The sequence below is a fragment of the Streptomyces shinuiensis genome, from assembly GCF_043660855.1.
GTDB lineage: Bacteria > Actinomycetota > Actinomycetes > Streptomycetales > Streptomycetaceae > Streptomyces.
In genome coordinates this window covers 5,497,057-5,516,628 of record NZ_JBIHML010000001.1, presented here as the reverse complement: position 1 = coordinate 5,516,628, position 19,572 = coordinate 5,497,057, and the positions used below count along the sequence as shown (strand labels likewise).

The following is a 19,572-nucleotide window of genomic DNA, read 5'->3' as shown; positions in this document are numbered from 1 at the left end:
CATGTTCTTCCGTATCGGGCGACTGATACCCCAAGCCCCGTCCATGGAGGAATTCGGGAGACACCTGCAGGGGCCCGTACCCGACGAGGAGTTCTGCGACGAGCGGGGAATGGTCAGCCAACGCGGCCTGGAGTGGCTGCACACGATCATGCCGCAAATCGACCCCGCCGCCTGGCACGAGAAACTCCATCTCGTCCAGATACTGCCGCTGATAACCATCGGCAACGTCATCGCCATGCTCGAGGAGCTGTCCGGGAGGAAGGAGGAGATGGAGGGATCCACATGACAGGACAGGCGTCCCACCGGCCCCCGGGGCACATCGTCACCCCGGCGAGTGCGGCGGCCGGATGACGCGGAGGCGGGCGGCGCGCACCGGCCGGGACGCCGACCGGCCGGGGGCCACCGCGAGTGCGGCGCCCGGGCCGGTCCGGCGGAACCCCCGCCCGTACACGCAAGACACACCTCGGGATCGGAGTCCGCGGCATGACCGGTCCGCCCCGGACGCCGCCTGGAGCGCACCTCCGGTTTCCGCGCCCCCACAGCCGGCGGGGCCGACCCCGCCACCGGATACCCCTCCACCCGAACGGACACGGCGGCGGAGCACACCGACGACGATCAGAGGATGACGATGAGCAGACGCCTCACGGCTCGGCCGATCACGGTGATCTCCGTCGGCCACGCGGCCGTGGACTTCTACCAGGGGGCCGTACCCGCGCTGGTGCCGTTCCTGGTCGCCGAACGGCACTACAGCTATGCGAGCGCCTCCGGGATGGTGCTGGCCGCCACTCTCCTGTCCTCGCTCGTCCAGCCCCTGTTCGGTGCGCTGACCGACCGGCGGGCCAAACCCTGGCTGGTCCCGCTGGGGACCATCGGCGCGGGGCTGGGCATCGCCCTGTCCGGGCTGAGCGACTCGTACGCGGTCACGTGGCTGGCGGTCGCCCTGTCCGGCATCGGGGTCGCCGCCTACCATCCGGAGTCCGCGAGACTGGCCCGCGCCGCCAGCGGTGGCAGTCACGTCGCCATGGGCTGGTACTCCCTGGGCGGCAACGTCGGCTTCGCCGTCGCGCCGCTCACCGTCGTCCCGGTGCTGTCCGCGGGAGGGCTGAGCGCCTCCCCGTGGCTGCTGGCGCCCGCGGTGGCCGGCGTCCTCCTCACCGCGCCCCTGCTCCGGCGGCTGGGCCCGCGTGCGGCCGTCCCCCGGCCCGCCTCCACGTGCGGCTCCGCGCCCGGGGCCGGACGCGACGACTGGAGGACGTTCCTGCGGCTGTCTGCGGTCGTCGCCTGCCGCTCGATCGTGTGCGTGGGGCTGAGTGCCTTCATCGCGCTGTACGCGCAGCAACGGCTCGACGGCTCGGCGGTGGGGGCCGTCGCCCTGTTCACGCTGTTCGCGGGCGGTGCCGTCGGAACCGTTCTGGGCGGACGCCTGGCCACACGCTGGGGGCGTGTCCGCACCGTCCGCACCGCCTACGCGCTCTGTGTCCCCGCCGTCGCCGGCGTGGTCCTCGTTCCCGGACCGGCGCTTTTGGGATTCGTCGCGGTGGCGGCAGTCGTCCTGTCCGTGCCGTTCTCCCTGCAGGTCACGCTCGGCCAGGACTACCTGCCCCGGCGCATCGGCACGGCGAGCGGCGTCACGCTGGGGCTGGCCGTCAGCGTCGGCGGTACGGCGGCCCCGGCCATCGGCGCGCTGGCCGACGCCACCAGCCTGCGGGTCGCGCTGTTCCCGCTGGTCGCGCTGTGCGCACTCACCTGGTTGCTCTCCCGCGGGCTCACCGACCCCAGGGAGCCGGGGAGCGGCGGGAGCGCCCCTTCGTCGTCCACCCGGACCGCCGTCCCCCCGGTCCGCTGACAGCGTGGCGGGACACCTGCCGAGACCCCGCCCGGCGAGCCCGGGGGGGGGCGGAGCGGCGACGCGTGCGGGGCCTGCTCCGGCCGGCCGCGGCCACCGGACCCCGCACGGGGAGGCCGTGCGGGGAGATCAGGAACCGGAGGACGGATCGACGATCGTCCGCAGAGCGGGAAGCATGATCCGCTCCAGCTCCTCCCGGTCGGCCTGTGCGACAGCCGGCATCCGCAGCAGGTAACGCGCGATGGTGAGCCCGAGGGTGCAGGCGTTGAGGACCCCGGCGCGCAGTTGGGCGTCGTCACCGCCGATGGCCGAGGCGACGATCGTCTGGGACTCGCCCATCACGAGGTCGCGCACGACCTCCTGTGCCCCGGGGTGCGTGAGGCAGCTGCGCAGCAGCGCGGCAGCGCTCTCGCGGCGGTCGGGGTCCTCGAAGTCCGCGAACAGGTGTTCAAGCGCCCTCCGGGGCAGTTGTGCACGTGTCGCCCGCAGCAGCGCGTCGTTGTCGACGGTCGAGCGGGCAGCCGCCGCGAACAGTCCTTCCTTGTTGCCGAAGTACTGCATGACCAGCGACGGGTCGACGCCCGCCGCACGGGCGACGGCACGGATGGTGGTGCTCTGGAAGCCCTGCCTGGCGAACAGTTCCCTGGCAGCGGTCAGAATCACCGACTCCGTGTCCCGGCGCCGCTCCTTGCGGGACGGAGGCTTCGGCTTCTCGGTTCCGGTCACGGGACCCAATCTACGTCCGTTGACCGGATTTCACGGTTACTCTACGCTTGTTGAGCCAACGCGCGAAGGAGAGGCCGTGTCGACCGCTCACGACCCACCCGCCGTCGATGGACGCGCGGCCCCCCCGGCCCCGGGCAAGCGCGATGCGCGCTGGCTCGCCCTGGCGGTGCTCGCCGGAAGCCATCTGCTGATCGTGCTCGACGCGACCATCGTCAACGTCGCCCTCAACTCCGTCCGGGACGACCTCGGCTTCGCCCACGCCGATCTGCAGTGGGTCGTCACCGCATACACCCTCACCTTCGGCGGTTTCCTTCTGCTCGGCGGGCGCCTGGCGGACCGCCTCGGCCGGCGTCGGATGTTCGTCTGGGGCGCGGTGGTCTTCGCGCTGGGCTCCTTCCTCGCCGGACTCGCCGAGTCCCAGCACCTGCTGATCCTGGGCAGGATCCTGCAGGGACTGGCCGGGGCCGTCCTGTCCCCGGCGGCGCTCTCGCTGCTGCTGGCCGTCTTCACCGAACAGCGTGCCCGCGACCGAGCCCTGGGCGTGTGGGCCGTCGTCTCCGCGGGCGGCAACGCGCTCGGCCTGGTCCTCGGCGGCGTACTCACCCAGATGCTGTCGTGGGAGTGGATCTTCTGGATCAGTGTGCCCGTCGCCCTCTGCGCCGCGCTCTGCGGACGCTTCGTGCTCCCGGAACGCGTCGACGCACAGGTGCGGCAGTTCGACATCGCGGGAGCGATCCTGGGCACCGTCGGTCTCGGGGCCCTGATGTACACGCTCGTCAGCGCCCCCGAGACCGGCTGGACCTCCCCGGGGACGTGGCTCGTCCTGCTGGTGGCGACCGGGCTTCTGGCGGTCTTCGCCCACCTGCAGAGGACCCGGTCCAACGCGCTGCTGCCGTTGCGTGTACTGCGTGACCGCAGTGTCCTGGGCGCCGACCTCGTCGGACTCCTCTTCGGCGCCGCCGTCTACGCGCTCTTCTACTTCCTCAGCGTCTTCATGGGCGAGGTCCTCGGTTACACACCGGTGGAGATCGGCCTCGCGATCCTCCCCATCACCGCGGCCATCACCGTGGCCGCGTGGTGCGCCGACAAGCTGGTGAGGCGGGTCCCCCCGCAGGTCATGATCATGACAGGTACCTCGCTCGCGGCGGTCGGCCTCGTCAGTCTGACACGCATCGCACCGGGCTCCGGCTACGCCGACACCCTGCTGCCGGGACTGGTGTGCGTGGGCCTCGGCATGGGAACGGCCTTCGTCGCCCTGACCTCGGCCGCCGTCGGCGAAGTGGCCGAGGAGGACAGCGGTGTCGCGTCGGGCCTCTTCAACGCCGGACAGCAGATCGGCGGCGCGATCGGTCTGGCGGTGCTCACCGCGGTGAGCACCGCCCGCACCCAGCGCCTCGCAGACGAGTCCGGCACCGTGACACCGGGCGATGTCACGGGGGGCTGGTCGCTCGGCTTCCTCGTCGCCGCGGGCATGATGCTCCTGGGCACGGCCGTCACGGCACTGACGATCAGGGAAGGCAAGAGGGCCGCCTCGAAGACCGCGCCGGAAGCCACCGGTTAGGACCCGGCCGCGGAACCGGGCCGCGCCGCACACCGTGAACGGCACACGGGGCGCCCCGGCCTCCTGCGGCACCGCACGACGGTGCCGCAGGACCGGGCGCGGCGGGGGCTCCGGGACCGCTTCGAGGAGCGCGCGGCCAGCGGGTGCGCGACCCGGCACCTGTCCGGGAAACCGGGAACGGCCGGCCCTGAAGGGCCGGCCGTTCCCGCGCGCGGACGCTTCCTACACCGGCCGTGCCCGCAGCACCGACTCGCTGTCCGGGAAGTTCCAGTGGTCGGTCACCGTCAGACCCACCTGGTCGAAGAGCTGCTGGTACTCGTCGGGGGAGCGGAGACGGGCACCCAGCAGCGCGAACATGTACAGATCGAGTTGGCGCGGGTAGTGCGTGCGGTCGTTCTCACTGGGCATCTGCCCCACGATGACCAGGCGGTCGTCCGTGTCCATCGCGGAGCGGACGGACCGCAGGATCCGCAGCGAGTCCTCGTCGTTCCAGTTGCCGATCACCCGGGACAGCAGGTAGACGTCCCCGGACTCGGGGACCGGGTCGAAGAAGCTGCCCGGCACCAGTGTCACCCGGTCGGCCACACCCGCTTTCTCCAGCACCGGTTCGGCGTTCGCCACGACGTGCGGCAGGTCCAGGAGCGTTCCCCGCAGCTCCGGGTGGCGCTGGAGGACGGCGGCCAGCATGGCCCCCCGGCCACCGCCCACGTCCACGACGTGACGGGCCCCGGAGAAGTCGTAACTGGCCAGCAGGTTGTCGGTGGCCGCCGACGAGACCATCGCCTTGTCGAAGAGGGCCGCGAAGTCGCGGTTGTCGGCCATGTACTCGAAGAAGGACTTGCCGTGGGGCACGGAGAAGCTCGGTTCGCCCGTGCGCGCGGTGTGGATCGCGTGCGACCAGGTGCGGTTGAACTCCTCGCGGCACGTCAGCGAACACATCTTGCTCATGCTGTTGGGCGAGTCGGTCCGCAGCACCCGGCCCAGCTCGGTCAGTTCGAAGACCTTGGGCGTCGGCTCGTCGAGCACTCCCGCGGCGCACGCGGCACGCAGGAACGGCAGCAGGCCCTCGGGGTCGGCGGCGGCGTCCTTGGCCAGCTCCGTGTGGGAGCGGGGGTCGTCCAGGAAGTCGGGCACCCGCAGATCGCACAGCACGGATATCGCGTGCGCCAGCAGACCGGCGGTCATCAGCTCGCGGACCCGCAGGGCCGCCGGAACCGGTTCGCTGCTCTTCGGCGTGGTCACGTTGTCTTCTCCTCCAGCACAGCGGCCATTCCCGCGATGGTCAGTCGGTCGTTTATGTACATCTGCCGAATGGACATGGTGACGGTGAAGTGCTCGCGCAGCTTGGCGACGATGCGCATGAGCAGCAGGGACTCACCGCCGATCTCGAAGAAGTTGTCGTCCACACCGATGGCGTCGAGGCCCAGCGCCTCGCGCCAGATGTCGGCCACCCGCCGTTCCAGGTCGTTGCGCGGCCGTGCGTACGGCGTGCTCAGCGGTGGGCGGGCCCGGCCGCCGTCGGGGTCATGGGTACTCGGGGCGTCCGGCGCCGCCGGGCCGCCGGCGGCCCGGCGTTCCGCGGCGGTCGTCGCCCCGCTGCCCGCGGACACGGTGAGGACGGGGTGGCCGGTGGCACGGAGGGCGGCCGCGAACGCGTCGGCTCCCAACCGGCCGCGTGCGCTGATCCCTCCGGAGTCGCCGTCCGTCAGTTCGTCCCGGTCGAGCCACTCGGGGCCCTTGCGCCACCGCAGAAGGCGCCAGGCCAGTCCCTCCGCGGCGGCCGACTCGACGCAGGCCTCCGCGAAGGAGCCCACAGCCGCCTGCTCGGGCGAGGGCCGGTCGCCCACGGGATCGACCAGTACCACGGCGCCGAAGCGCCGCTCGTCGCGCTGCCGCCACAGGTCCTTCAGCCAGGCCGTGGTGCGGGCGGCCGTTTCCGCGTCCGGTTCCTCGTCGAGCACCCTCAGCAGGGCCGGCCGGGCACCGTCCGCCCCGGTCCCCCCGACACGGGCCCCCAGGCGCTCCAGCAGGGCCGCGCCGTGGTCGCCGGCATCCGGCCGGCCGCCGGTCTCCCCCGCTTCCGCGGTGATGGCGACCTCGCCGTCCGCGGCCGCGGCGAGGAAGGCCGCGTAGCGCAGCGCGGGCATCCGAAGTCCCCCGTGGACGGCCCAGTCACGGGGCAGCGCGCCCGGGCCGTCCTCCTCCGGGGCCACCGCGGTGGTGTGTGACGTCCACCGGTACCTGCCGCGATAGGCCACCGCCGGTCCGGGGTCCGGGTCGCCGAGTTCACGCAACAGCAGGGGCCACACGCCGTCGTCGGCGGCAGGCGAGCTGTCGAGGTCGACGACCGTGGCGTCGACCCGGGAGTTCTCGTGCCGCCAGTGGTGCGCGAGGCCGTGCGGCAGGCGGTTCTCCGGCGAAGGCCGCCGCCCCGTCAGGTCGAAGGCGTCGTGGCTGACCGTCACCAGCCTCAGGGGGTCCTCCCTCTCGCCGAGCGCGGTGAGCAGGCCCTCGACGAACCGCGCGGACTCCCGGACCCGCTCCAGCGGGTCCGCGTGTCCGGTCACGGCGCTGAGGTCGAGGACTCCGACGCGGGCACCCCGGGCACCGTCGGGCCACACCTCCTCGCACAGGGCCCGTACGTCGAGGGGACGCGCCGGGTCGAGCACGTGGGAGTCCGTCCGCGGACCGCCGGACCGCTCGCCGAACCTGACGGTCACCACGCGCGTGCCCGTGTCCCGTACGGCGGACGGGGGGACTTCCAGCTCCCCTCGGCCGAGCAGGACCAGTGCCGTGTCCACGGGGGCCGTGCGAGGTCCCCCCGACGGCGCCTCCGGGGCGCCGGAGCCGCTCCATGTCCTGGCGGTGAGCGGCGAACTCCCGGCCTGCTCCGGCCGGGCCGCGTCCGCCGGGGAGGCCGCGCGTTCCACCCAGAACCGCCGGCGCTGGAAAGGGTAGCCGGGCAGGGGTACGGAGCGTGCGGACCGCTCCCCGCGGGCCGCCTCCCAGTCGACGTCCACGCCGTTGGCCCACAGCCGGGCCGCGGCGTTGAGCAGTACACGCGCGTCGGCCTGCTCGGCGTAGGCGTGCCGGATGGCCGGGACCGCGGGGACGGAGTCGCCCAGTGTGTACTGGGCCAGCTTGATCAGTCCCCCGCTGGGCCCGGCTTCGAGCAGGACGGGCGGCCGCTCGGCCGGCACCGACCGCAGGCACGCCGTGAACCGCACGGTCTCCCGCGTGTGCCGGACCCAGTACTCCGGGTCGCACGCCATCTCGGGCGTGAGCCGGTCCCCCGTCAGGTTCGAGAGGACCGGGATCTCCGGCGCCCGCAGGGACACGCGCTTCAGGGCGTCGCGGAGGTCGTCCAGCACCGGGTCGAGAGCGACCGAGTGGACCGCGCCCGGAACGCGCAGCCGGTGCTGGTCGATGCCCTGGGCCGTCAGTCGCTTCTCCATCTCCAGGATCGCCTCGGAGGCGCCGGAGACCGTGCACATCCCCGGGGCGTTGGTGCCCGCCAGCGACGTGCCCGGCAGGAGGTGGGCGCCGATCTCCTCCTCGTCGAGCAGCACGCTGAGCGTCATGCCTCCGGCCCGCCGGATCAGGCGCTCGCGCTCGGCGACGAGGGGGAGCATCTCCTCCAGGGTCATGACCCCCGCGACGCAGGCCGCCGTGTACTCGCCGAGGCTGTGGCCGATCATCATGGCGGGCCGTATCCCCCAGGACGCCAGCAGAGCGGTCAGGGACCACTCGGTGGCGACGATCGCCGGATACCGGCAGGCCGGCAGGTCGACGTTGTCCCTCCTCGGCGCGGCGTCCCCGGCCGGGTAGAGGGCTTCGAGCAGGTCCATGCCGCAAGCCGAGGAGACGATCTCCGCGCACCGGTCCATCTCACGGCGGTACACCGGGTACCGCCGGTAGAGCTGCTGGCCCATGCGCTGGTACTGGGAGCCGGCCCCCGGGTACATGAACACCACGTCCCTGGGCTGCCCACCGGTCTCCGCCCGGTGGCCGCCGGCGGCCGCCAGTGTCCCGGCGAGTTCCCGGGGGCTGTCGGCCACCACGGCACGCCGCAGGTTCATCGGCCGGCGACCGCTCTGGAGCGTGTGGGCGAGGTCGCCGAGATGGACGCCCGGCTCCCGGGAGACGTGTTCACCGAGCCGCTGTCCGAGGTCGTCGAGCGCGCCGGGCGTGGCCGCCGACAGCAGGACGACCTCCGGCCGTCCGTCGTGCTCCCTCACGGGCTGCGGCGGTGCCTCGGCGAGCACCACGTGCGCGTTGGTACCTCCGACACCGAACGAGCTCACCCCGGCCAGCCGGGGGACGCCGGACCGCGGCCACTCTCGCAGGGCGTCGGCGACGACGAACGGCGAGCTCTCGAAGTCGATCAGCTTGTTGGGCTCGGAGAAGTGCAGGGTCGGCGGGATCGCCTCGTTCTCCAGCGCCAGTACGGCCTTGATCAGGCCCGCGATGCCCGCCGCGGCGTCGAGGTGCCCGAGGTTGGACTTCACGGACCCGAGCGCGCAGAAGCCCGTCCTGTCGGTGCTCGACGCGAACGCCTTCGTCAGGGCACTCACCTCGATGGGGTCGCCGACCGGTGTGGCGGTGCCGTGGCCCTCGACGTAGCCGATGGCGTCCGCCGACACCCCTGCCGCGGTCTGCGCCGCCACGATCACGTCCCGCTGGCCCTTGACGCTGGGCGCGGTGAAGCCGACCTTCCGGGACCCGTCGTTGTTCACCGCCGATCCCTTGATGACGGCGCGGACGGTGTCGCCGTCGGCGAGGGCGTCGGGCAGTCTCTTCAGCAGGACGACACCGACTCCGTCGCCGGGTGACATACCCGCCGCGTCGGCGGAGTACGGCCGGCAGTGGCCGTCCGGGGAGAACGGCCCGTCCGGCACGTACTGGTAGCCGAGCCTCGCCGCGGGGTTCACCGAGGCGCCGCCGGCCAGAGCGAGGTCGCAGCGGTAGTCCAGGAGATCCTGGCAGGCCATGTGCACGGCGACCAGGGAGGTGGAGCAGGCGGTCTGCACCGCCACGCTCGGGCCCGTCAGGTTGAGCAGGTAGGAGACCCGGGTCACCAGGGCGCTGCTGGCGTTGGCGACCGAGCCGATGTAGGAGTCGACGGTCCCCGGTCTCCGGGCGTACGTCGGATGGACGTTGTGCAGGTAGTACTGGCTCTGGGAGGCGCCGGCGTAGACGCCGATCGCCCCGTCGTAGTCGCCGGGCACGCACCCCGCCTTCTCGAAGGCGTGGTAGGCGCACTCGATGAAGATCCGCTGCTGCGGGTCGAGCAGTTCGGCCTCCGCGGGCTGGAAGCCGAAGAACTCCGCGTCGAACAGGTCGATGTCGTCCAGTGTGCACTCGACCCTGACCAGGTGCGGGTCGGTCAGTCCGGCCGGCGCCCCGCCGGCCGCGAGGTAGTCCCGGTCGCTGACCGGCCGGATGGACTCCCGTCCGTCCTTCAGCAGTTCCCAGAACTCCCCGATCGACGGTGCGCCGGGAAACCTGCCCTCCACCGCGACCACTGCGATGTCGGACTCGGCACTGTCGAGGGTGTCGGTGCTCGTCATGGCGTCTCCTTCGAAACGGCCGCGCGGCCGTGTCCTGCCCGTGCCCGCCTCTGCCGGTTCACCCGGCTTCGAACCCGTTCCAGTTCCCGCGCCTCCTCGTCGTCGGCCGCGGCCGTGTCCGTGTCGAGGTACCTGGCCACCGAGGCGACCGTGGTGTTCTCGAAGAGGGCGACCACCGGCACGTCGCGGCCGAGTTCGCGGCGGATCTCGTTCTGCACCTTCACGACCAGGAGGGAGTGCCCGCCGAGGTCGAAGAAGTTCTCCTCGGCGCCGACCCGTTCGACGCCGAGCGTCCGCGCCCAGATGTCGGCGACCGTACGCTGCAGCGTGCCCCGGGGCGGCGAGTACACCGCTCCGCCCCGGTCGGCCTCGGGGACGTCCGTCGAGGACAGCGCGTCCTTGTCGACCTTGCCGGAGTTCTTCAGCGGCAGTTCCGGCAGGACGATGACGGCGGAGGGCACCATGTAGGAGGGAAGGCGGTCCGCCAGCCAGGAGCGCAGCGCGTCCGGCTCCGCCGCGGTCCCGCCGGTGGCGGCGAACGCCACGAGCCGCCGGCCGTGCCGGCCCCTGGTGCGCAGCAGCACCACGGCCTGGCGGACCTGCGGGTGGGCCGCCAGTTTGGCCTCGATCTCCTCCAGTTCGACACGCCGGCCGTTGATCTTGACCTGATTGTCCGCCCTGCCGACGAACTCGATCTGCCCGTCCCTGCGGTAGCGGGCCAGGTCACCCGTTCGGTAGAGCCTCCCGTCGCCGCCGAAGGGGTCCCGCACGAACCGCTCGGCGGTGCGCACCGGATCGTTGAGGTATCCGCGCGCCAGGGGGAGCCCGCCTATGTGGATCTCCCCCAGGACTCCCGGGGGGACCGGCTTCCGCCTGCCGTCCAGCAGGTAGACGCGCGTGTTCGGGTTCGGCCTGCCGATCGTGATGTCCCGGACGTGGTCGGCGCTCTCGTAGGCGCGGCAGGTGACGCCTATGGTCGCCTCGGCCGGACCGTAGCCGTGGTACATCCGGGCGCCGCACCGCCGTCTGAAGCGCTCGTAGAGTTCCGGGGTGAGCACCTCCCCGCCACACCAGACGTGCCGCAGGTGGCGGAACGCCTCCGTCGCGTCGTCACGCTCGACCATCAGGTCGAGCATGGAGGAGACGAGGTAGACGAACGTCACGCGGTGTTCGGCGATCGTCGACAGCAGATACGGCACGTCCCCTTCCCCTCCGGGTCTGGCCAGGACGAGTCGGCACCCGCTGACCAGCGGCAGGAAGATCTCGTTGATGGAGATGTCGAAGCTGACCGGTGCCTTGTGCAGGACCGCGTCGCTCTCGCGGAGACCGAGCATGTCGGCCTGCCAGGGCAGACGGTTGACGATTCCCTGATGGGTGATCATCGCGCCCTTGGGAACCCCGGTGGAGCCGGAGGTGTAGACGACATACGCGACGTCGTCCAGGGCCGTGCCGGCCTCCACCGGGTGCCGCCCGCGGGCGGCGATGGCGTCGGCGTCGGCGACGACGTCCACATGGGCGGCGTCCGGCGAGATCGCGGCCAGTGTGCTCCTCGGCATCACCGCGTCGGTGGTCACGCACGCGGCGAGGCCCGCCTCCGCGATGAGTTCCTCCTTCCGGAGCGCCGGCCACGCCGGGTCCAGGCAGACGAAGGCGCCGCCTGTCCTGAGCACCGCCAGCATCGCCACGATCAGGTCCGGAGACCGTTCCAGCAGCACCCCGACGAAGTCGCCCGGACCGACGCCGACCGCCTTCAGATGCCCGGCCAGCCGGTTGGCCCGGGAGTCGAGCTCGCCGTAGGTGAGCCGCCGGTCGCCGTACACGACGGCGACGGCGTCCGGCCGGCGGCGGACCTGCTCGTGGAACAGCCCCGGCAGGGTGGTCCTGGGGAGGTACTTCGGGCTGTCGGTGGCGTTCCAGTCGCGCACGACGCGGTCGTACTCGGGGCCGGGCATCAGCGGCAGTTCGCTGAGCCGGCGGGACGGGTCGGCCAGCACCCCTTCCATCAGGGTGCGCACATGACCGAGCAGGCGGTCGAGGTCCTCGGCGTCGAACAGCGTGCGTGACCCCGTCGCGGTCAGGACGACGCCCTCCGGGCCCTGCATCACCTCGACCGCGAGGTCGAAGCGCGTGCTTCCGTTGAACACCGGGCGGTCCGACCATTCCTGGCCGGGGAAGTCGATGCCGTCGGGAAGCGTCTGCCCGCGCTGGGTGAACATCACGTTGAACAGGCCTGATCCATCGCGCTGGCGCGGTGGGCGGATGGCCTCCACGACCTGGTCGAAGGGCACCTCCTGCCGACCGAACGCGTCGACGCACACCTTCCGGACCTCCTCCAGCAGGTCCAGGAAGCGGGGATCCCCCCCGGCATCCACGCGCAGCATCACGGTGTTGCCGAAGTTGCCGATCAGCGGTTCCAGTTCGCGGCGTGGGCGGTGCACCGCAACCGTGCCGACCGCGATGTCCGCGCTGCCCGAGTACCGGTGGAGCACGGCGGTCAGGCAGGTCAGTGCCGTCATGAACAGGGAGGATTTGGTGTCCTTCGCCAGTTCGGCGATGCCGTCGCCGGTCTGCGGCGGCAGGAGCACCCGCCGTCGCAGGCCCTCCACGCCCGCCTCCCCGGTCCCGCCGCCCGCCGCCGGAAGCGGGACCGGAGCCGGCCACGGATCGAGCCGGCCTCGCCAGTAGGCCAGCGGCTCCGCGAAGCGGTCCGAGGCGGCACGCTCCCGCTCCCACGCGGCGAACTCCGCGTACCGCACCTCCAGGGGGGAAACGGTCGCGGGTTCCCCGGTGCCGTCCGCCCGGTAGTGCGCGGCCACCTCGCCCAGCAGCGGCGCCCAGCTCAGGTCGTCGACGGCGATGTGGTGCACGATCATCAGCAGGACGTGCTCGTGCGGGCCGAACTCGGCCAGCACCAGGCGCAGGGGGCAGTCCCGTGCCAGGTCGAACGCCCTGCGACCGTGCCGCCGTGCCAGTCTGTCGACCTCGTCCGCGGCGGCGTCGCCCGAGACGTCCCGGCAGTCCACGGCCTCCCAGGACAGGTCGGCGGAAGGGAGGACGGTCTGTACGGGCATTCCGTCGGTATCAGTCCGGTACACCGTCCGCAGGATGTCCTGGCGCGCCACGACCGACTCGAAGGCCCGGCGCAGCGCCGCCGGGTCCAGCTCACCGCGGATGTCGAATCCGACGCATATGTTGTACGCGGCGCTGCCCGGATCCCGCTGCTGGGCGAACCACATCCGGCGCTGGGCCGAGGACAGGGGAGCGGGGCCGGCCCCGAGCCGGGGGAAGGAGCCCTCGCCGGCCGCGTCGTCCGTGCGGCCGAAGCCGCGTTCGGCGAGCATGCGGCGGATACGCTCCTGCCTCGCCGTCGTCGCGTTCGTCGGGTCAGGTCCGTCCTGGTCCCGCCCCGGATGCTTCTCGGTCACCGATACCCTTGCCTTCCGTCTTGGCGGATAACTCACTTGTGGAGAAACGGGCAGACCGGCACCTTGGCCTCGTTCTCGTCGAGGAGGAAGTACTGCCGCCATTCCCGGTTCTCCGGGTCGCCGTAGTGCCCGAGTTCGGGTGAGGGCTCTCCCCCGTCGAACGCCCGCAGACGGTTCCGGATGACTCGCCGGGCCGCCTCACCGCGGGTCGTCTCCGGACCCAGGTGCTCGAACACCCATCTGGGCTGGAAGGTGATCATGAAGCAGGGATTCGTCCTGCTCTTCCGTTGTACGTGTGCCGGTGTGTTGCAGACCACGAAGATGGGCGTACCGCCGAAACTGAACTCCCACCGGCTGTCGTCGGTGTGCTCGGGGATATCCGTCGGCCACGGCTCGGGGTCCCGCTCGTGCAGGAACTGCAGCACGTCCCAGAACTTCCGGTAGTAGTCCTCCACCTCCCCGGTCTCCTTCTCCGGCCGGAACAGGACGATCAGGGAGGTCTCCCTGGAGATCTGCTGGTAGACCTCCAGGTACGAGGAGATGATTCCGGGCAGGACTTCCCAGCTGCGCCGGTCGTGCAGGTCTTCGACGAAACCGAACCGCAGTCCCGACTTCTTGGCCGCGGACACCGCGAACGTGCACGGGAACGGGGATTCGGAGGAGAGCAGGGTGCCGAGCAGTTCGGTGACGCGGGGTGCGCCCCAGTCGGGCAGGTCGCCTATCACCTGGGACGTGAGCTGCCCGTCGGCCGGCAGAATGTTTGTGGATGGCATGGACGAACTCCATATCTCGCCAAATGTCCGCCTCGGAGACTCAGATGATCCTGACGAGCATGTCGTCGGGGATGATCGGCTGGTGGTACGTGCACTCTCCGGACAGGACGGTGGACCCGTGCAGCCGGGACACCGGGATCAGCAGTTTGTCGCCCTGGTTGAGCTCGATCTTGTGCGTCACGTTGTTCCAGAAGTGCATCTGGCCGGCCTCGATCATGACCAGGCGGTGCTCGTCGTGCACATGGGTGGTGGACGTCTCCTCCCACGACTCGACGAAGGTGTCCAGATCGACCTCGATGTCCTCGTCCTTCAGGTACCTGTCGATCTTCTCGGCCCTGTCCTGGTACTCCTCGATGCTGTCGGCCCACACCAACTGCTCCCGGAGGTCGGCCTCCCAGAGGTCGGTGTACCGGGCCGCGTCCGCGAAACCGCGGTGGAACCCCTGGACGGCCTGTTCGCCGTAGGTGTCGGCGAACGGTGCGAGCAGCCGGTCGACCAGCTCCGTCAGACCGGTACCGGTGACGTCGCGGACGCCCTGGAAGTAGTCGGCGTCGGTCGTCAGGCACTCCGAGAAGACGGACCGGAACCGTTCCCGGGTCAGGGCCTCGTCGATTCTCTTGTGCACGAGGGCACCGAGGAAGGCGAAGACGTGCTCGCGGTTGACCGACGTGTAGTGCAGGTAGTTGCCCCTGGCCAGCGAGGTGCCCAGGTACAGCTGCCAGTACGCGGCGGCGGCGGGCTTCAGACCGGCGTCGCCGAGCAGCCCGCCGTAGGCCTGCGAGGCCGTCACCCACGCCCGGTACTCGTCGAGCAGGAAGGAACGCAACGAGTCGTGCGCGAGGTCGTACTCACCGAGCGCGGCCCTTCCGATCGCGGTGTTCATGGCGGGGAGGAAGGCGCTCAGCTGCAGCAGGAGGAAGGTGGCCGCCTCGCGTCTGTCCCTGGTGCTCAGCACGGTGTCGATCGCCGTGCCGGGGTCGGCCCTGCGCCGCTCGAAGTACTCCAGCACATGGCGCCCGGCCGCCTCGGCCGTCGGTTCCTCCAGTGGTGTCCGCTCCCCGTCGAGGAAGGTGAACAGGTGCTTTTCCAGCACCGGCTTCGCCAGGGCGCTCAGCATCCTGTTGCGGTCGGAGTAGAAGGCCTCCTGGTCGGGTCTGACGGTGGGCGAGTCGGCCGGCGGGAGGTACAGGGCCTCAAGGTCGTAGACGTTGCGCAGCATGCGGTGGCCGAGCAGGCCGCTCAGCTTCAGCGCCTCGGAGACCGGCATGGGCCTGCTGTAGTCGAGCCAGGCCAGGTCGTCGGGGCGGACCGGCCGCCGGTAGGGGTTCTCCTCGGTCGTCAGCTCGTCCCATTCGGCGGCCCGGAACGCCCTGTTGGCGGCGAACGCCTTCAGGATGTCGTTGGGATCGTCGGTGCCGAGAGGCAGGGGGGATTCGTCCGGCGCAGTCACCTGCACGTGTCCTTTCGGTTGGAGGGAGCAAAGAGTCACGTTCGTCTCCGGGACCGCGGGCCCCGGTCCGTTCACCGCCCGGCTCGCGCTTCGGCCAGCACTTCCTCGTCGGACATCGAGGCCACCTCGCGGTAGATGCGCGCCGCCTGCTCGATGCGCCCCGGTGTGCTCTGCTGCCCGGCCAGGCGTGCGGCCAGATCGCGCACCGTCCGGCCGGCGAACAGATCCGTCACCGTGGGCTCGGAGGTGTCCAGCCACTCCCTGATCCGGGCGATCACCGTCGTCGCCAGCACGGAATCGCCGCCGAGGGAGAAGAAGTCCTGTTCGGCTCCGACCCGGTCGGTCCCCAGAACTCCGGCCACGATCTCCGCGAGCACGATCTCCAGATCACCGGTGGGCGCGGTGCGGGACTCCTGAGGGGCGGCGGCGGCCCGGAGCGTGGAGCGGACCGCCCTGCGGTCGATCTTCCCGTTGGAGGTCAGGGGGAAGTCGTCGAGGATCTCGAGCCGCTCCGGGACCATGTACGGCGGCAGGAGCCGGGTGAGGGCCTCGCGGATCGCCGCCCCGTCCGAGGGTTCGGTCAGGGTGACCGCGGCGACCAGCTTCTGCGTCCCCTCGCCGACCACTTCCGCGATGGCGCGGTGCACCGCGGGGACGGCCCGCAGTGCCGCCTCCACCTCACCGAGCTCGACCCGGTGGCCCCGGAGCTTCACCTGGTGGTCGCGCCTGCCGAGGAACTCCAGGGTGCCGTCCGGCCAGTACCGGGCCATGTCGCCGGTCCGGTACCAGCGGTGTCCCTGGTGGGTGACGAAGCGGTCGGCCGTCCGTTCCGGGTCGTTGCGGTAGCCCTTCGCGACTCCGTGGCCGCCGATCCACAGTTCACCGGGCACCCAGTCGGGGCAGTCGGCCCCCGCCGCGTTGACCACCCGGCACCTGACGTTCCGCAGGGGGACGCCGTAGGGCACCGCGTGCCACTGGGGCGGAACCCGGTCGGTCACCTCGCATATGGTCGAGTGGATCGCCGTCTCCGTGGTGCCGCCCAGCCCGGCGAACCGGCAGTGGGGGGCCTGCCGGCGCAGCCGCTCGGGGAGGTCGGTGCCCACCCAGTCGCCTCCCAGGACGACCGCGCGCAGGCCGTCCCCGACACCGTCGGAGCCGCCGCCCGCCAGGATCATGTCGAGCAGGCCCGGGACGCAGTTGAGGATGGTCACGCCCTGTGTGCGCATCAGGTCGGCGACGCGCTGGCCGTCCCGGCGGACCTCATCGTCCGTCAGCACCACGCAGCCTCCGGCGGAGAGCAGGCCGAAGACGTCGTACACGGACAGGTCGAACTCGAACGGGGACAGGGCGAGCGACCGGTCGCCGGCGTTGACCCCGAAGGTCTCGTTGAGGCAGTCGAGGGTGTTCATCACCGCGGCGTGCGGCATCTCGACGCCCTTCGGCCGCCCCGTCGAACCGGAGGTGAACATCACGTAGGCGATCGACTCCGGGCCGACGGCGACCGGGGCCTCCAGCGGCTCGCCGAAGCGTGCGGCCTCCCCGATCCCCAGCGCGGTCACCCGGCCGCCGTCCGAGGTCCGGCCGCCCCCGTGCAGCGCCAGGACCACGTCGCCGGTCGACTCGATCTGCTCGCGCCGCGCGTCGGGCTGGTCGATCCCGATCGGCACGTACGACGCGCCCGCCGCGAGCACACCGAGCGCCGCGACGACCTGGTCGGGCCCCTTGGGCAGCTGGATGGAGACCGCGTCCCCGGCCCGGACCCCGTGGGCGACGAGCGCGCCCGCGACCCTCAGTGCCCGTTCCCGCAGTTCCGCGTAGGTCATCCGGCCCTCGGCACCCCACACCAGCGACGTCGCGTCCGGCACCGACGCGGCGTGCTCGAAGAAGCCCTGGTGCAGCAGGCGCCCGGGCGCCGGGTGGTCCGTGGCGTTGACCCTCGCGCGCACCTCCGCCTGCTCCGGCGGAAGGCCCTGGTCGACGCGCCTCTCCCAGTCCGCGTCGTCGCCGAGCAGTTCCTCGATCAGCTCGCGGTGGCGGCGGAACATCATGTCCATCATGCCCGCGGGGAAGGCGTGCTCGCGGACGTCCCAGTTGAGCAGCAGGCCCCCGCGCAGCTCCACGACCTGGGCGTCCAGGACGACCTGCGGTCCCTGCGAGATGATCCACACGGGGTCGCCGAACGACTCGATGACGGAATCGCGGAAAAGTTCTCCCAGGTTCAGCCCGCTGGTGTACACCACCGAGGCCAGCACGGGTTCGCCACGCAGGCGCCCCAGGTCCCGCAGCACGTCGAGCCCCGGGTAACCGGCGTGCGCGGCCTTGCCGTGCAGGTTCTGCTGGAACCGCCGCGCACGGCCGAGCAGGGTCTCCGGGGCGGTGACGTCCACGTCCAGCAGGACCGAGCTGCTGAAGTCGCCGACGAGCTTCTCGACATCCGGGTGGAGGGGTTCGCGGTTGAACAGCGGCAGATTGAGCAGGAACCTCTGGTCGCTCGACCACCTGCCGACGACCTCGGCGAAGACCGAGGCCAGCACCGTGGCCGGCGTGACGCCGTGCTGGTGGGCGCGCTCGATGAGCCTGCGCTTGCGCTCGGGGTCGAGCCAGTGCTCGTAGCGCACGCTGCGGAGCGGGTCCTCACGTTCCGACTCCGGCACCAGGGGAAGAGCCGGGGCGTCGGGCATCTGCGGGAGGACGTCCTGCCACCAGGCCCGCTCGGTCTCGCGCGCGGGCCCGTTGAGCGCGGCGTAGTCGGACAGGTAGCTGCGGTAGTTGTACGACAGCGGCTCCAGGCCCTCTCCGTCGCGGGCGTAGAACTCCGCGAGGTCCGCCAGCATCAGACGGTAGCTCAGGGCGTCGGCCGCGAGCATGTCCACGTCCACGTGCAGTCGCGTCCGCCCTTCGGGCAGCAGCGTCAGGGAGATGTCGAGGACCTGGCCGAGGTCCGCGCGCATCCGCTGGTGCGTCTTGCGCTGACGGATCTCCTCCAGGCGCTGTTCCACCGCCGGGGCCTCCTGCGCGCGGAGGTCGGTCACCGACCAGACGGGCACGCCGGGCTCCTCGAGCACGCGCTGGGTACCGTCGTCGAGGAACTGGCTGCGCAGCATGCCGTGACGGCGTACCAGGTTCGCCACCGCGCGTTCCAGCCGGCCGGGGTCGACGTCCCGGCCGTCGAACTCCGCGTACAGATGCGCCGCCACGCCACCGAGCGCCTGACCGTCCGCCCGGCCGATCCAGTACCCGTGCTGCATGGTCGCCAGACCGAAGGGCTCGCTCTCGGCCAGCGGTCCGCTCCTCGCCGGCTCCTCCGGCTCCGCCGGCTCTGCCGCGTCCGGCCTCGTCCGGCCCCGGGAGCGTTCCGGCACGAGGGCGGCCCACTCCCGGACCGAGGGCCGCAGCGCGAGGTCCGCGAAGTTGACACGGATTCCCCGGCGGCGCAGACCCGCTGCGATCTTGATCATTCGCATCGAGTGGAGGCCCAGCGTGACCAGGTCGTCGTCGAGGCCGACGGCGGCCGGCTCCAGTTCCAGTTCCCCGGCCACGAGCGCGCGGATCTCCTCCTGGCCCAACACAACGTCTCCCACGGGTGTTCCTCCGGTGGTTGGCACGGTGTTCGCGGATCATGGCGGCGGTCACCCGGCCGGCACGGCCGCCGACGGCGGCGTCCCACGGCTCGGGTCTTCCGGGCGCGGGCCCGGGAAGCCGGAAATAACCAGTGGGCCGCTGCGCGCCAATAAACTGCTCCGCACGCGAAAGCACATGACGTGGACCCCTGTCGATTACAGCGGCCCTGCTGCGCAAGAGTATGACTCGGTCGAACACCCTGTCAATGAAATGAACAAGTCGGCGAAGCAGCACGAATTACCGGAGTAATTTCCTCGCGGTATCTTCCCTTAAGGATTTTCCCCTACAGGATTCTCCGCCGCCCGCGAGGGGCGCCGGCAACTCGGCCGACACCCCTGGCGAACAATGGAGAAAATATTGCCCCCCCTTCAGGCGTACGCTACAGTCAACCGGCGAAACAGCCCGAACGCCCTTCGCTCAAGCCGAATCACTTGCCCGTCGAGTCGCTCCCCGTACACGGCCGCCGACGCGCCACAGAACAAGTTCCGCACTTCAGGATTCCCGCATGCGACGGCGCCGACAGGCCGCGACACCAGACTTTTCGCAACGAGTGAGTGGCCGGCGAATACGTGTGCGGCCGGAACAGCATCATCGAAGGGA

General features: G+C 71.3%; 10 protein-coding genes. 3 read left to right on the top strand and 7 right to left on the bottom strand.

The features are described 5' to 3' along the window. The first annotated feature begins 43 nt into the window (after nt 1-43). On the top strand, nt 44-286 hold the full coding sequence (locus ACGRHY_RS24980; protein ID WP_394637553.1) for a hypothetical protein: 243 nt from the start codon (nt 44-46) through the stop codon (nt 284-286). Between the two features lie 336 nt (nt 287-622). Then, a complete protein-coding gene (locus tag ACGRHY_RS24975) occupies nt 623-1,846 on the top strand; it encodes an MFS transporter (RefSeq protein WP_394637552.1) in 1,224 nt (407 codons plus the stop codon). A gap of 129 nt (nt 1,847-1,975) precedes the next feature. Here ACGRHY_RS24975 and ACGRHY_RS24970 read toward each other — a convergent pair whose 3' ends face one another. Next, nucleotides 1,976-2,572, bottom strand: coding sequence for a TetR/AcrR family transcriptional regulator (locus ACGRHY_RS24970; protein ID WP_394637551.1), 597 nt, complete (start codon nt 2,570-2,572; stop codon nt 1,976-1,978). Between the two features lie 76 nt (nt 2,573-2,648). Between ACGRHY_RS24970 and ACGRHY_RS24965 the strand changes: the two genes are divergently transcribed. Then, on the top strand, nt 2,649-4,133 hold the full coding sequence (locus ACGRHY_RS24965; RefSeq protein WP_394637550.1) for an MFS transporter: 1,485 nt from the start codon (nt 2,649-2,651) through the stop codon (nt 4,131-4,133). Nucleotides 4,134-4,355: 222 nt separating this feature from the next. On the opposite strand, the gene ACGRHY_RS24960 is transcribed toward ACGRHY_RS24965, so the two are convergent. The 6 genes from ACGRHY_RS24960 to ACGRHY_RS24935 all read right to left on the bottom strand — a co-directional run bounded on the left by ACGRHY_RS24960 (nt 4,356) and on the right by ACGRHY_RS24935 (nt 18,932). Further along, the gene (locus ACGRHY_RS24960) at nt 4,356-5,375 is read right to left on the bottom strand and encodes a methyltransferase (protein ID WP_394637549.1); all 1,020 of its coding nucleotides are present in this window, start codon (nt 5,373-5,375) and stop codon (nt 4,356-4,358) included. After that, complete coding sequence (locus ACGRHY_RS24955) at nt 5,372-9,703, bottom strand: type I polyketide synthase (protein ID WP_394637548.1); 4,332 nt, start codon at nt 9,701-9,703, stop codon at nt 5,372-5,374. Before ACGRHY_RS24955 ends, ACGRHY_RS24960 begins: the two co-directional genes overlap by 4 nt. Beyond that, nucleotides 9,700-13,044, bottom strand: coding sequence for a non-ribosomal peptide synthetase (locus ACGRHY_RS24950; RefSeq protein ID WP_394637547.1), 3,345 nt, complete (start codon nt 13,042-13,044; stop codon nt 9,700-9,702). The genes ACGRHY_RS24955 and ACGRHY_RS24950 overlap by 4 nt, the downstream gene beginning before the upstream one ends. 116 nt (nt 13,045-13,160) lie before the next feature. Beyond that, nucleotides 13,161-13,901 carry a YqcI/YcgG family protein gene (locus ACGRHY_RS24945; RefSeq protein ID WP_394637546.1) on the bottom strand — a complete coding sequence of 247 codons (741 nt, stop codon included), beginning with the start codon at nt 13,899-13,901 and terminating at the stop codon, nt 13,161-13,163. Between the two features lie 40 nt (nt 13,902-13,941). After that, nucleotides 13,942-15,351: a cupin domain-containing protein gene (locus ACGRHY_RS24940; RefSeq protein WP_394637545.1), complete on the bottom strand. Its 1,410-nt coding sequence runs from the start codon at nt 15,349-15,351 to the stop codon at nt 13,942-13,944. A 71-nt stretch (nt 15,352-15,422) separates the two neighbouring features. Continuing rightward, a complete protein-coding gene (locus ACGRHY_RS24935) occupies nt 15,423-18,932 on the bottom strand; it encodes a non-ribosomal peptide synthetase (protein ID WP_394637544.1) in 3,510 nt (1,169 codons plus the stop codon). Nucleotides 18,933-19,572: the final 640 nt, after the last annotated feature.

Bases quoted from the DNA above. Each gene is read 5' to 3' on its own strand.
- ACGRHY_RS24980 (WP_394637553.1), top strand. From the start codon at position 44: ATGGAGGAATTCGGGAGACACCTGCAGGGGCCCGTACCCGACGAGGAG.
- ACGRHY_RS24975 (WP_394637552.1), top strand. From the start codon at position 623: ATGACGATGAGCAGACGCCTCACGGCTCGGCCGATCACGGTGATCTCC.
- ACGRHY_RS24955 (WP_394637548.1), bottom strand. From the start codon at position 9,703: ATGACGAGCACCGACACCCTCGACAGTGCCGAGTCCGACATCGCAGTG.
- ACGRHY_RS24950 (WP_394637547.1), bottom strand. From the start codon at position 13,044: ATGCTCGCCGAACGCGGCTTCGGCCGCACGGACGACGCGGCCGGCGAG.
- ACGRHY_RS24945 (WP_394637546.1), bottom strand. From the start codon at position 13,901: ATGCCATCCACAAACATTCTGCCGGCCGACGGGCAGCTCACGTCCCAG.